The sequence below is a fragment of the Flavobacterium sp. 5 genome (genome assembly GCF_002813295.1).
Classification (GTDB): Bacteria; Bacteroidota; Bacteroidia; order Flavobacteriales; family Flavobacteriaceae; genus Flavobacterium.
This window is the reverse complement of sequence record NZ_PHUE01000001.1, coordinates 1,041,310-1,054,331: the sequence shown is the minus strand read 5'-3', so window position 1 is coordinate 1,054,331 and position 13,022 is coordinate 1,041,310. Positions and strand designations below refer to the sequence as shown.

Annotated in this window: 13 protein-coding genes and 4 tRNA genes; all 17 read left to right on the top strand. The window is 34.5% G+C overall.

Annotated features, from left to right (window positions below; translation table 11 throughout):
* The first annotated feature begins 129 nt into the window (after nt 1-129).
* Nucleotides 130-993 carry a ComEA family DNA-binding protein gene (locus tag CLU82_RS04265; RefSeq protein ID WP_232735208.1) on the top strand — a complete coding sequence of 288 codons (864 nt, stop codon included), beginning with the start codon at nt 130-132 and terminating at the stop codon, nt 991-993.
* A gap of 18 nt (nt 994-1,011) precedes the next feature.
* Complete coding sequence (locus CLU82_RS04260) at nt 1,012-2,151, top strand: acyl-CoA dehydrogenase family protein (protein ID WP_100844930.1); 1,140 nt, start codon at nt 1,012-1,014, stop codon at nt 2,149-2,151.
* Between the two features lie 262 nt (nt 2,152-2,413).
* Nucleotides 2,414-2,611, top strand: coding sequence for a 30S ribosomal protein S21 (gene rpsU, locus CLU82_RS04255; protein WP_100431805.1), 198 nt, complete (start codon nt 2,414-2,416; stop codon nt 2,609-2,611).
* Nucleotides 2,612-2,687: 76 nt separating this feature from the next.
* Nucleotides 2,688-3,587, top strand: a complete 900-nt coding sequence (locus tag CLU82_RS04250; protein ID WP_100841916.1) for a tyrosine-type recombinase/integrase — start codon at nt 2,688-2,690, stop codon at nt 3,585-3,587.
* A 34-nt stretch (nt 3,588-3,621) separates the two neighbouring features.
* Nucleotides 3,622-3,924, top strand: coding sequence for a ribosome hibernation-promoting factor, HPF/YfiA family (gene hpf, locus CLU82_RS04245; RefSeq protein WP_100841915.1), 303 nt, complete (start codon nt 3,622-3,624; stop codon nt 3,922-3,924).
* Between the two features lie 91 nt (nt 3,925-4,015).
* Nucleotides 4,016-4,089: transfer RNA gene (locus CLU82_RS04240), tRNA-Thr, on the top strand.
* Between the two features lie 52 nt (nt 4,090-4,141).
* A tRNA-Tyr gene (locus tag CLU82_RS04235) sits at nt 4,142-4,222 on the top strand.
* Nucleotides 4,223-4,283: 61 nt separating this feature from the next.
* Nucleotides 4,284-4,355: transfer RNA gene (locus CLU82_RS04230), tRNA-Thr, on the top strand.
* Nucleotides 4,356-4,409: 54 nt separating this feature from the next.
* Nucleotides 4,410-5,597: an elongation factor Tu gene (gene tuf, locus CLU82_RS04225; protein ID WP_100841914.1), complete on the top strand. Its 1,188-nt coding sequence runs from the start codon at nt 4,410-4,412 to the stop codon at nt 5,595-5,597.
* Nucleotides 5,598-5,650: 53 nt separating this feature from the next.
* Nucleotides 5,651-5,721: transfer RNA gene (locus CLU82_RS04220), tRNA-Trp, on the top strand.
* An 18-nt stretch (nt 5,722-5,739) separates the two neighbouring features.
* On the top strand, nt 5,740-5,937 hold the full coding sequence (gene secE / locus CLU82_RS04215; protein ID WP_100841913.1) for a preprotein translocase subunit SecE: 198 nt from the start codon (nt 5,740-5,742) through the stop codon (nt 5,935-5,937).
* A 9-nt stretch (nt 5,938-5,946) separates the two neighbouring features.
* Nucleotides 5,947-6,498, top strand: coding sequence for a transcription termination/antitermination protein NusG (gene nusG / locus CLU82_RS04210; RefSeq protein ID WP_077370832.1), 552 nt, complete (start codon nt 5,947-5,949; stop codon nt 6,496-6,498).
* A 67-nt stretch (nt 6,499-6,565) separates the two neighbouring features.
* Nucleotides 6,566-7,003 (top strand): 50S ribosomal protein L11, encoded by a 438-nt coding sequence (gene rplK, locus CLU82_RS04205; protein ID WP_035639405.1) that lies wholly within the window; start codon nt 6,566-6,568, stop codon nt 7,001-7,003.
* A gap of 13 nt (nt 7,004-7,016) precedes the next feature.
* Complete coding sequence (rplA, locus tag CLU82_RS04200; protein ID WP_100841912.1) at nt 7,017-7,706, top strand: 50S ribosomal protein L1; 690 nt, start codon at nt 7,017-7,019, stop codon at nt 7,704-7,706.
* A gap of 22 nt (nt 7,707-7,728) precedes the next feature.
* Nucleotides 7,729-8,229 carry a 50S ribosomal protein L10 gene (gene rplJ / locus CLU82_RS04195; protein ID WP_100841911.1) on the top strand — a complete coding sequence of 167 codons (501 nt, stop codon included), beginning with the start codon at nt 7,729-7,731 and terminating at the stop codon, nt 8,227-8,229.
* A gap of 93 nt (nt 8,230-8,322) precedes the next feature.
* Nucleotides 8,323-8,691 carry a 50S ribosomal protein L7/L12 gene (rplL, locus tag CLU82_RS04190; RefSeq protein ID WP_100841910.1) on the top strand — a complete coding sequence of 123 codons (369 nt, stop codon included), beginning with the start codon at nt 8,323-8,325 and terminating at the stop codon, nt 8,689-8,691.
* Nucleotides 8,692-8,965: 274 nt separating this feature from the next.
* Entirely contained in the window at nt 8,966-12,778 is a 3,813-nt protein-coding gene (gene rpoB / locus CLU82_RS04185) for a DNA-directed RNA polymerase subunit beta (RefSeq protein ID WP_100844929.1), read from the top strand.
* Nucleotides 12,779-13,022 lie beyond the last annotated feature (244 nt).

Sequence of the window (13,022 nt, the reverse complement as noted above, 5' to 3'; positions counted from 1 at the left end):
AGATAAAATAAATAATTATCAAAAAGCATATGGATATGATGTTTTTCTTAATAAAATGATTTTCTTTATCTTAATTTATGATTTATAAAAATTTAGGATATTTATTATATGAATTTTAGGAAGCAAATAATGTTTTTAAAATTTACTAAGGAACAGCGAATTGGATTTTTTTTGCTTTTTGCGATTATTATTGCTTTACAATTAATCTATTTTTTTGCTGATTTTAGTTCAGTCAGTCAAAATGACTCAGATAAACAGCAATGGCTTGCTTTACAGACCAAAGTAGATTCTCTAAAATTACTGAAATCCAATGAAAAGCAAACGATTTATCTTTTTAATCCAAATTTCATTTCAGATTATAAGGGATATAAATTAGGAATGTCTGTTGAGGAGATTGATAGGCTTTTAGCTTTTAGAAAGCAAAATAAATTTGTCAATTCTGCCAAAGAGTTTCAGGCTGTCACAAAAGTTTCGGATTCTTTGTTGAATGCAATCGCCCCTTTTTTTAAATTTCCAGATTGGGTTAATCATAGAAGAGGTGATAATGAATATGAAAATTTTTCAAATAAGACTTTTGTCAAAAAAGAAAAAATTGTGATTATTGATATAAATCAAGCGACACAAGAGGATTTAATTAAGATTAATGGAATCGGAGAAGCCATATCATTGAGGATTTTAACTCAAAAAGAAAAATTAGGTGTTTTCGTATCGATGGAGCAGATGAAAGAAGTTTGGGGCCTGTCTCCAGAGGTGATTCTAAGTTTAAACAAACACTTTGCTATTACAAAACTTCCTGATTTAAATAAAATAGATATTAATAATGCTTCTTTAAAAGAGTTATCGATGTTTTTTTATTTTAAAAATAATCTTGCAAGACAGATTGTAAAATACAGGAGTATGAATGGTGATTTTAAAAATATTGAGGATTTGATAAAAATTAACGACTTTCCTGTTGATAAAGCAAAATATATTAGCTTATATTTGAGCTTTTAATATAAATGACATTTTATGATGAATTTTGATTATAGCGAAACACAATCTTTAATAGCGCAATCTATAAAAGATTTTGCCGAAAAAAATATAAGACCTTATATAATGGAGTGGGATGAAGCTCAGATTTTCCCAACGCAGCTTTTTAAAAAATTAGGTGAGATGGGGTTTATGGGAGTTTTAGTTCCAGTCGAATTGGGTGGCTCAGGCTTAGGGTATCATGAGTATATTACAGTTGTAGAGGAGATTTCCAAAGTCGATCCGTCTATCGGATTATCAGTTGCAGCTCATAATTCGTTATGTACAAATCATATTTTAACTTTTGGTAATGAAGAGCAAAAGAAAAAATGGATTCCAAAACTTGCTACTGCTGAGCATATAGGTGCCTGGGGATTAACTGAGCATAATACCGGATCCGATGCTGGGGGAATGAATACAACTGCAGTTCGAGATGGTGATTTTTGGGTAGTAAATGGAGCTAAAAACTTTATTACACATGCTATTTCTGGGGATATTGCTGTGGTGATTGTTCGTACTGGTGAAAAAGGAGATTCTAAAGGAATGACTGCATTCGTTTTCGAAAAAGGAACAAAAGGATTTACATCGGGGAAAAAAGAAAATAAATTAGGAATGCGTGCGAGTGAAACAGCTGAATTGATTTTTGATAATTGTCGTATTCCAGATGCAAATAGATTAGGTGAAGTAGGGCAAGGGTTTGTTCAGTCTATGAAAATTCTGGATGGAGGACGTATCTCAATTGGTGCTTTATCCTTGGGTATTGCAAAAGGAGCTTATGAAGCAGCTTTGAAATATTCTAAAGAAAGACATCAGTTTGGTCAGCCTATATCCGATTTTCAGGCGATTTCCTTCAAATTGGCAGATATGGCTACAGAAATCGAAGCTTCCGAATTGCTATTACATAAAGCGGCTTTTCTGAAAGAGCAACACAGACCCGTGACAACGTTAGGTGCAATGGCAAAAATGTATTCTTCCGAAGTTTGTGTAAAAGTGGCTAATGATGCTGTACAGATACATGGTGGTTATGGTTATACTAAAGATTATCCTGTGGAGAAATTCTACAGGGATTCAAAATTATGTACTATAGGTGAAGGAACTACCGAAATCCAGAAATTAGTAATTTCAAGGAATATTTTAAAGTAATATTTGGGCGTTCCACCTTGCAGAGTAAGGGCTCATTCGGTTTGTGAGTATGCGCCCTTTACTCTGCAAGCTGTCAGGCTGTCCGCGTTACTTCGGTAACTAGCTTCCATCCTTAACGCGCATCGCGGTATAGAGGAATATTGTAGAAGTAAATCTGTTTCAGTTGATTTTTTAAAATAAATTGAAAAAAAATAAAATAAAGTGCTTCAGATTCAAAATAATGTTTAATTTTGCCGACTTAACGAAAGGGGGTGATAAAATTATGTTAATTATACCAATTAAAGACGGAGAAAATATCGATAGAGCACTTAAACGCTACAAAAGAAAATTCGATAAAACTGGAACTGTAAGACAATTAAGAGCACGTACTGCTTTTATTAAGCCATCAGTTATCAATAGAATGAAATTCCAAAAAGCGGCTTATATCCAAAATATGAGAGATAGTATTGAGAATATCTAATACTGTAAACGCATTTTAAAATAATTTACCGTTAGTTATTAAAGTTTCTTAACTTTGATGCTAACGGTTTTTTTTTATGACTACAAATAATAAAGAAGCATTTAGAAATTATCTGCAACTCGAAAAAAAATATTCTCCATATACTGTAAATGCTTACTTAAATGATATCTCTTATTTTGAGGTGTTTAATAAGGAGTGTTTTGAGCAGGATGCTATTGAGCAGGTTAATTATAGTCAAATTAGAAGTTGGATCGTTACGCTTGTAGATGATGGTATTTCCAATAGTACTGTGAATAGGAAAATAGCTTCCCTGAAAGCTTTTTATAAATTTCTTTTAAAGATAAAACAAATTCAGATTAATCCATTATTGAAGCATAAAGCTTTAAAAACGGAAAAAAAACTTCAGATTCCTTTTTCTGAAAAAGAATTAGCTGAAGCTTTATCTCAAAATCCAGTTCCAGAAGGATTTGAAGAGGTGAGGAATAAGCTTATAGTTGAATTGTTTTATACTGCAGGAATCCGAAGAACGGAACTTATTCATTTAAAGCTTGCAAATGTGAATTTTGGCAGTGGAACTATAAAGGTTTTGGGTAAGAGGAATAAAGAGCGTATTCTTCCAGTTTTGCCTGTAGTTTCAGAACAATTATTAAAGTATGTAAAGGAGCGCTCATTGCTAGATATTATAGTTGATGCGGAATATTTATTCATTACAAAAAAAGGGTTAAAATTAAATGATTCTTTTGTGTATCGATTAATAAATTCATACTTTAGTACTGTCTCCGAAAAGGTAAAAAAGAGTCCGCATATATTAAGACATACATTTGCGACCCATTTATTGAATAACGGAGCTGATTTGAATTCAGTTAAAGAATTATTAGGGCACTCCAGTCTTGCGTCAACTCAGATTTATACTCATAGTAGTTTGTTTGAACTCAAAAAAGTATATCAGAATGCGCATCCTAGAAATAAAAAATAATTCAAAAAGTGTTTAACCATTAAATAGATTGATTATGAAGGTAAATGTTCATGCAGTTAACTTTACTGTTGACAAAAAGCTAGTAGATTTTGTTCAAGAAAGAATGGATAAATTGGAGAAATATTATGACAGAGTCGTCTCTTCTGATGTTTTTTTAAAAGTAGAAAAGACAAGTGAAAAGGAAAATAAAAATGTTGAGATAAAGATTAATGTACCTGGAGATGATTTTTTGGTTGAAAAACAGTGTAAATCCTTTGAGGAAGCAGTCGAGCAAGCAGCCGAATCTATTGAGCGATTGCTGATAAAACGTAAAGAAAAGTTAAGAACACATATTTAATTTAAATTTTTTTAAAAAAATGTTTTGATTAAAAGATAAAATCTCTACATTTGCAGTCCGTTAGAAATAGCGGACTTTTTTTATTGAAATCGCCAGCGTAGCTCAGTTGGCTAGAGCAGCTGATTTGTAATCAGCAGGTCGTGGGTTCGAGTCCCTCCGCCGGCTCTTTTTTCCAATGCGATTTGGAATAGTTCATGCGAATATTGATAAAAAAAATGGGGAGATACTCAAGCGGCCAACGAGGGCAGACTGTAAATCTGCTGTGTGAACTTCGCAGGTTCGAATCCTGCTCTCCCCACATAATTGATTTGAGGTTTGGAATTCTGAATTGAAAATCTTAAATCCTTAACAAGGATTCTGCCGACTTAGCTCAGGGGTAGAGTGCTTCCTTGGTAAGGAAGAGGTCACGGGTTCAATTCCCGTAGTTGGCTCAAGTAAGTAGGAAATTGAAATAAATATATAAACTAGATTAAAAATTAAGTAAAATGGCAAAAGAAACCTTTAACCGTTCGAAACCACACTTAAATATTGGTACGATCGGACACGTAGATCACGGTAAAACTACTTTAACAGCAGCAATCACAAAAGTGTTATCTGATGCTGGTTACTGTCAAGCAAAATCATTTGATCAAATTGATAATGCTCCTGAAGAAAAAGAAAGAGGTATTACAATTAATACATCACACGTTGAGTATGAAACTGCTAACCGTCACTACGCACACGTTGACTGTCCAGGTCACGCGGATTACGTAAAAAACATGGTTACTGGTGCTGCTCAAATGGACGGTGCTATCCTTGTTGTAGCTGCAACTGACGGACCAATGCCACAAACTCGTGAGCACATCCTTTTAGGTCGCCAAGTAGGTATTCCTAGAATGGTAGTTTTTATGAACAAAGTGGATATGGTTGATGATGCTGAGCTTTTAGAGTTAGTTGAAATGGAAATCAGAGACTTATTGTCTTTCTATGAATATGATGGTGATAACTGTCCAGTTGTTCAAGGTTCTGCTTTAGGAGGATTGAATAATGATCCAGCTTGGGTGCCAAAAATTATTGAATTGATGGAAGCTGTTGATGCTTGGATCGAGGAGCCAGTTCGTGATACTGAAAAACCATTCTTAATGCCAGTTGAGGATGTATTTACAATCACTGGTCGTGGAACTGTTGCTACAGGTCGTATCGAAACAGGTATTGCTAATACAGGAGATCCAGTTGAAATTATTGGTATGGGAGCTGAAAAATTAACTTCTACTATTACAGGAGTTGAGATGTTCCGTAAAATCCTTGATAGAGGTGAAGCTGGAGATAATGTAGGTTTATTGTTAAGAGGTGTTGATAAAGAATCTATCAAAAGAGGAATGGTTATCATTAAGCCAGGATCTGTTAAACCACACGCTACTTTCAAAGCTGAAGTTTATATCTTGAAAAAAGAAGAAGGTGGACGTCACACTCCATTCCATAATAACTACCGTCCACAGTTCTACGTACGTACAACTGACGTAACAGGAGTTATTACTTTACCAGAAGGTGTAGAGATGGTAATGCCAGGAGATAACTTAACTATCAATGTATCTTTGTTAAGCCCAATCGCAATGAGCGTTGGTTTACGTTTCGCTATCCGTGAAGGTGGTAGAACTGTAGGTGCTGGACAGGTTACTGAAATTGTAGGTTAATACTATATAAATACCAAAACCAGTGTCGTTTTGATGACACTGGTTTTATAACTACGGGCGTAGTTCAAGGGTAGAATAGCGGTCTCCAAAACCGTTGATGGGGGTTCGAATCCCTCCGCCCGTGCAAAATAATCGAATCACTATGACAAAAGTTGTTAATTACATATCAGAATCATTTGAGGAATTAAAATCAAATGTAACTTGGCCAGAGTGGGCTGAAGTGCAACGTCTTACAATTGTTGTAGCTGTGTTTTCAGTGGTATTTGCTTTAGCAACATGGGGAACAGATGAAGTATGTGCAAAAACATTAGCTGTATTTTTTAACTGGATAAAAGCATAATTTTTTGTAATGGCTGATAATAATATAAAAAAGTGGTATGTCGTTCGTGCGGTAAGCGGACAAGAAAATAAAGTGAAAGCTTATATCGAAACAGAAATAGCTCGTCTAGGGATGAGTGATTATGTTTCGCAAGTTCTTGTGCCTACTGAAAAAGTAGTTACTGTAAAAGAAGGTAAAAAGTTGTCTAAAGATAAAGTTTACTTTCCTGGATATGTTATGTTGGAAGCCAATTTAGTTGGGGAAATTCCTCATATTATCAAGTCTATCACAAGTGTTATTGGTTTCTTAGGCGAAACAAAAGGTGGTGAACCTGTTCCGTTAAGAATGTCAGAAGTAAATAGAATGTTAGGTAAAGTTGATGAGTTAGCTGTAAATACAGATACTCGTTCTATTCCTTTCAACTTAGGAGAAACTATTAAAGTGATCGATGGTCCTTTTAATGGTTTTAACGGTACAGTTGAAAAAATAAATGAAGAAAAGCGTAAACTTGAAGTAATGGTGAAAATTTTCGGAAGAAAAACTCCATTAGAATTAAGTTTTATGCAAGTTGAAAAAGTATAATTTTCGTTACATCTATAATATCCACCACAATCGCTTCCAAAGATTGTCGTGTTAAATTTTTTAAAAAATGGCTAAAGAAATTAGTAAGGTAGTTAAACTACAAGTTAAGGGAGGTGCTGCGAATCCGTCGCCACCGGTTGGACCTGCTTTAGGAGCTGCTGGGGTAAACATCATGGAGTTCTGTAAGCAATTTAATGCTAGAACACAAGATAAACCTGGCAAAATATGCCCAGTACAAATTACTGTGTATAAAGACAAATCATTTGATTTTGTTGTAAAAACTCCTCCAGCTGCTGTCCAATTATTGGAAGCTGCAAAGCTAAAGTCTGGATCAGGTGAACCAAATCGTAAAAAAGTAGCTAGCGTTACTTGGGATGTTATCAAAGCAATTGCTGAAGATAAAATGGTAGATTTAAATGCATTCACAATCGAATCTGCTATGAGCATGATCGCTGGAACAGCTAGATCTATGGGTATAACTGTATCAGGAGATTCTCCTTTTTAATTAAGAGAAAAACATGGCAAAATTGACAAAAAAGCAAAAAGAGGCTGCTTCAAAAATTGAAAAGAACAAATTATATTCTTTGAAAGATGCTGCGGCATTAATCAAAGTTATTGCTTCTGCAAAATTTGATGAGTCTGTTGATATCGCTGTTAGATTGGGTGTAGATCCAAGAAAAGCGAATCAAATGGTGAGAGGTGTAGTAACATTACCTCATGGTACTGGTAAAGATGTAAAAGTATTAGCATTAGTTACTCCAGATAAAGAAGCGGAAGCTTTGGCAGCTGGTGCTGACTTCGTTGGACTTGATGATTATTTACAAAAAATTAAAGATGGTTGGACAGATGTTGATGTTATCATCACTATGCCAGCTGTTATGGGTAAATTAGGTCCATTAGGTCGTATTTTAGGACCTAGAGGTTTAATGCCAAACCCTAAAACAGGTACAGTAACTATGGATGTTGCTAAAGCTGTTGCAGAGGTTAAAGCTGGTAAAATTGACTTTAAAGTTGATAAAACTGGTATCGTACATGCAGGAATTGGTAAAGTTTCTTTTGGAGCTGAGCAAATTTATGACAATGCACACGAAATTATTCAAACATTAATCAAACTTAAACCAACTGCTGCTAAAGGTACCTATATTAAAGGTATTCACCTTACAAGCACTATGAGTCCTGCAATTGCATTGGACCCTAAAGCAGTATAATTGGTAGTTAATAATTTTTAGTATGACTAGAGAAGAAAAATCAATCGCGATTGAAGATTTAACTGCACAGTTAGCTGGTACAAATATTGTTTATGTATCTGATATTTCTGGGTTAGACGCAGAAACAACTTCAAACTTGAGAAGAGCTTGTTTTAAAGCAGGTATTAAATTAGAGGTAGTAAAAAACACTTTGCTTGCAAAAGCAATGGAAGCTTCTGATAATGATTATGGTGATTTACCTTCTGTATTAGCAGGTAATAGCGCTATTTTTATTGCAGATGTTGCAAATGCTCCTGGAAAAATTATCAAAGATTTTAGAAAAAAATCAGCAAAACCTGTATTGAAAGGGGCTTATATCAATTCTGAAATTTATATTGGAGATGATCAATTAGATGCATTAGCAACTATCAAATCTAAAGAAGAGCTTATCGGTGAAATCATCGGATTATTACAATCACCAGCTCAAAGAGTTATTTCTGCTTTACAAAACCAATTCGCTAATAGCGAAGAGGTTGAGGCATAATACTCAAAACAGGGAATTCAATTTCCTTGTTGCTTAAATAGCGCACAATAAATAAATTATATTTTTACAAATCATTTTAAAACGATAGAAAAAATGGCAGATTTGAAACAATTCGCAGAGCAATTAGTTAACTTAACAGTTAAAGAAGTTAACGAATTAGCAACAATATTAAAAGATGAGTACGGAATCGAACCAGCTGCTGCAGCTGTAGTAGTTTCAGGTGGTGGAGAAGCTGCTGCTGAAGAAGCTCAAACTGAATTTACAGTTGTATTGAAAGAAGCTGGTGCTTCTAAATTAGCTGTAGTAAAATTAGTTAAAGAACTTACAGGTTTAGGTTTGAAAGAGGCTAAAGATGTAGTTGACGGAGCTCCAAGTAACGTTAAAGAAGGTGTTTCTAAAGAAGAGGCTGAAGGTCTTAAAAAATCTTTAGAAGAAGCTGGAGCTGTTGTTGAGCTTAAATAGTAAAACTCAGTTTTAAGAATAAGGTTTAGGTCTTGGGTACACACTCAATGGCCTAAACCATTTTTCGTATAACAAAAGTCTAGTTTATTTTCTTATAATTTAGCTTTTGAAATTAGATTCATTTTACCCATTACGAGGAAAAAAAATTAACAGATAATAAGAAAGTAGTTATCTTAAATTGGTTTTTAAAGATGTAGCGGTTGTAAAAGAAGAGTATAAATACCATTTCTATTTATACAAAAAAATTACTTTTTTAATCAAAATTTGTCCATTGATGATAACAAATCAGACTGAAAGATTGAATTTTGCCTCAACAAAAAACATACCTCAGTATCCAGACTTTTTGGATGTTCAGGTAAAATCGTTTAAAGATTTCTTCCAATTGGAAACTAAATCTGACGAAAGAGGCGACGAAGGGTTATACAACACCTTCATGGAAAACTTCCCAATTACAGATACAAGAAATAACTTTGTATTGGAATTCCTTGATTATTTTGTTGATCCACCCCGTTACACTATTCAAGAATGTATAGAGAGAGGTCTTACGTATAGCGTGCCTTTAAAAGCAAGATTGAAACTATATTGTACAGATCCTGAACACGAAGATTTTGAAACTATTGTACAAGATGTTTATCTTGGAACAATTCCTTACATGACACCAAGTGGTACTTTTGTAATCAATGGCGCTGAACGTGTTGTTGTTTCTCAATTGCACAGATCTCCAGGTGTTTTCTTTGGTCAATCATTCCATGCAAATGGAACAAAATTATATTCTGCGAGAGTTATTCCTTTTAAAGGATCTTGGATAGAATTTTCTACAGATATCAACAGCGTTATGTACGCATATATCGATAGAAAGAAAAAGTTGCCTGTTACAACTTTATTCCGTGCAATTGGGTTCGAAAGAGACAAGGATATCCTTGAGATTTTTGACCTTGCTGAAGAAATTAAAGTTTCTAAAACTGGACTTAAAAAATATATTGGTAGAAAATTAGCTGCTCGTGTTTTGAACACTTGGCATGAAGATTTCGTTGATGAAGATACTGGCGAAGTTGTTTCTATCGAACGTAACGAAATAATCCTTGATAGAGATACTATTATCGACAAAGATAATGTTGAGGAAATCATCGATTCTAACGTTAAATCTATTTTGTTGCATAAGGAAGATAATAATCTAGTTGATTATTCTATCATCCATAATACATTGCAAAAAGATCCAACAAACTCTGAAAAAGAAGCTGTTGAGCATATCTACAGACAATTGCGTAACGCAGAACCGCCTGATGAAGAAACTGCTCGTGGTATTATCGATAAATTATTCTTCTCTGACCAACGTTACAACTTAGGTGAAGTAGGTCGTTATAGAATTAACAAAAAACTTGGTCTTGATACTCCAATGGAAAAGCAAGTGCTTACCAAAGAAGATATCATTACTATTGTTAAGTATTTGATCGAATTGATCAACTCTAAAGCAGAGATTGATGACATAGATCACTTATCAAACCGTCGTGTTAGAACAGTTGGTGAACAATTGTCTCAACAATTTGGTGTTGGTTTAGCACGTATGGCTAGAACTATTCGTGAGAGAATGAACGTTAGAGATAACGAGGTGTTTACACCAATTGATTTGATTAATGCTAAAACATTATCGTCAGTTATCAACTCTTTCTTTGGAACTAATCAGTTATCTCAATTTATGGATCAAACGAATCCATTAGCTGAGATTACACACAAAAGAAGATTATCTGCACTTGGACCAGGTGGACTTTCGAGAGAAAGAGCTGGATTTGAGGTTCGTGACGTTCACTATACGCACTACGGACGTTTATGTCCTATTGAAACTCCAGAGGGACCAAACATTGGTTTGATTTCATCTCTTGGTGTTTATGCTAAAGTAAACGGAATGGGTTTCATTGAAACACCTTACCGTAAAGTAACTGAAGGAGTTGTTGATTTAGAGTCTACTCCAATTTACTTAAGCGCAGAAGAAGAAGAAGGAATGTTAATTGCTCAGGCAAACATTAAAATGGATGATTCTGGAAAAATCACAGCTGAAAACGTAATTGCACGTCAAGAAGGTGATTTCCCTGTAATTGATCCTGCACAGGTACATTATACAGACGTTGCTCCAAATCAAATTGCTTCGATTTCAGCTTCATTGATTCCTTTCTTGGAACATGATGATGCGAATAGAGCCTTGATGGGATCTAACATGATGCGTCAGGCGGTACCATTAATTCGTCCTGAAGCACCAATCGTTGGAACTGGTTTAGAGCGTCAAGTAGCTTCAGATTCAAGAGTTTTAATTAACGCTGAAGGTCCTGGAGTTGTAGAATATGTTGATGCCAATATTATCACTATTAAGTACGATCGTTCTGAAGAAGAAAGAATGGTTAGTTTTGAATCTGATGATAAAACATACAACTTAATTAAATTTAGAAAAACCAATCAAGGAACAAGTATCAACCTTAAACCTATCGTAAGAAAAGGAGATAGAGTTATTCTTGGTCAAGTATTGTCTGAAGGATATGCTACTCAAAATGGAGAATTAGCTTTAGGTAGAAACCTTAAAGTTGCATTTATGCCATGGAAAGGGTATAACTTCGAGGATGCGATTGTTATTTCTGAGAAAGTTGTTCGTGATGATATCTTTACTTCAATCCACGTAGATGATTACTCATTAGAAGTAAGAGATACTAAATTAGGTAATGAAGAATTAACGAATGATATACCAAACGTTTCTGAAGAGGCTACTAAAGACTTAGATGAAAATGGTATGATTAGAATTGGTGCCGAGGTTAAACCTGGTGATATTCTTATCGGTAAAATTACTCCAAAAGGAGAATCAGATCCTACTCCAGAAGAGAAATTGCTTCGTGCAATCTTCGGGGACAAAGCAGGTGATGTTAAAGATGCTTCATTAAAAGCTTCTCCATCTTTACATGGTGTTGTTTTAGATAAAAAATTATTTGCAAGAGCAGTAAAAGATAAACGTAAACGTACTCAAGATAAAGATGCTTTAGGAGCACTTGAAATGGAGTTCGAAGTTAAGTTTGTTGAGCTTAAAGATAGATTGATTGAGAAACTTTTCAATATTGTAAATGGAAAAACTTCTCAAGGTGTAATGAATGATTTGGGTGAAGAAGTTTTACCAAAAGGTAAAAAATATACTCAAAAAATGCTTTATGCTGTTGAAGATTTCGCTCACTTAAGTAAAGGTCAATGGGTTGCTGATGATGTAACTAATAAAATGGTTAATGATTTAATTCATAACTATAAAATTAAATTGAACGATTTACAAGGTGCATTACGTAGAGAGAAATTCACAATTACTGTTGGAGATGAATTACCATCAGGAATTTTGAAATTAGCTAAAGTTTATATTGCTAAGAAACGTAAGTTGAAAGTTGGGGATAAAATGGCAGGACGTCACGGTAACAAAGGTATTGTTGCTCGTATTGTTCGTCATGAAGATATGCCTTTCTTAGAAGATGGAACACCAGTTGATATCGTATTGAATCCACTTGGGGTACCTTCTCGTATGAACATTGGTCAAATTTATGAGACTGTTCTTGGTTGGGCTGGAATGAACTTGGGTAGAAAATTTGCTACTCCAATTTTTGATGGTGCAACTTTAGATCAAATTAATGAATTAACTGATGAAGCTGGAGTACCGCGTTTCGGACATACACATCTTTATGATGGTGGTACTGGAGAGCGTTTCCATCAAGCAGCAACTGTGGGAGTAATTTACATGCTTAAATTAGGACACATGGTTGATGATAAGATGCACGCACGTTCTATCGGACCATACTCGTTGATTACTCAACAACCACTTGGAGGTAAAGCTCAATTTGGAGGTCAACGTTTTGGAGAGATGGAGGTTTGGGCACTTGAGGCTTATGGAGCATCAAGTACTCTTCGTGAAATCTTGACTGTTAAGTCTGATGATGTTATTGGTAGAGCTAAAACTTACGAAGCTATCGTAAAAGGAGAGTCTATGCCAGAACCAGGATTACCTGAATCATTCAATGTATTAATGCATGAATTGAAAGGTCTTGGATTAGACCTTCGTTTAGAAGAATAAATAATATTTTGTCATGGTAGAGACGTTGCAGTGCAACGTCTCTATTTTGGCATTTATAAGAGTTTTTAGGATTTATACCCGTAAACCGTTCCGATTTTTTATATAACTATATAATTAGCACTTCAAAAAAAAATAGTTTGAAGTTTAGAGAAGTAATCCGAGGGTAGAGACGTTGCAGTGCAACATCTGTACAATAAAAACGTAGCATTGCTACGTATGTATTAAAATCAATTTTTAATTGCAA

Coding starts and splice junctions, on each gene's coding strand:
- rplL (WP_100841910.1), top strand. CDS start 8,323: ATGGCAGATTTGAAACAATTCGCAGAGCAATTAGTTAACTTAACAGTT.
- rplA (WP_100841912.1), top strand. CDS start 7,017: ATGGCAAAATTGACAAAAAAGCAAAAAGAGGCTGCTTCAAAAATTGAA.
- rplK (WP_035639405.1), top strand. CDS start 6,566: ATGGCTAAAGAAATTAGTAAGGTAGTTAAACTACAAGTTAAGGGAGGT.
- rpsU (WP_100431805.1), top strand. CDS start 2,414: ATGTTAATTATACCAATTAAAGACGGAGAAAATATCGATAGAGCACTT.
- CLU82_RS04260 (WP_100844930.1), top strand. CDS start 1,012: ATGAATTTTGATTATAGCGAAACACAATCTTTAATAGCGCAATCTATA.
- secE (WP_100841913.1), top strand. CDS start 5,740: ATGACAAAAGTTGTTAATTACATATCAGAATCATTTGAGGAATTAAAA.
- CLU82_RS04250 (WP_100841916.1), top strand. CDS start 2,688: ATGACTACAAATAATAAAGAAGCATTTAGAAATTATCTGCAACTCGAA.
- hpf (WP_100841915.1), top strand. CDS start 3,622: ATGAAGGTAAATGTTCATGCAGTTAACTTTACTGTTGACAAAAAGCTA.
- rplJ (WP_100841911.1), top strand. CDS start 7,729: ATGACTAGAGAAGAAAAATCAATCGCGATTGAAGATTTAACTGCACAG.
- nusG (WP_077370832.1), top strand. CDS start 5,947: ATGGCTGATAATAATATAAAAAAGTGGTATGTCGTTCGTGCGGTAAGC.
- rpoB (WP_100844929.1), top strand. CDS start 8,966: ATGATAACAAATCAGACTGAAAGATTGAATTTTGCCTCAACAAAAAAC.
- CLU82_RS04265 (WP_232735208.1), top strand. CDS start 130: ATGTTTTTAAAATTTACTAAGGAACAGCGAATTGGATTTTTTTTGCTT.
- tuf (WP_100841914.1), top strand. CDS start 4,410: ATGGCAAAAGAAACCTTTAACCGTTCGAAACCACACTTAAATATTGGT.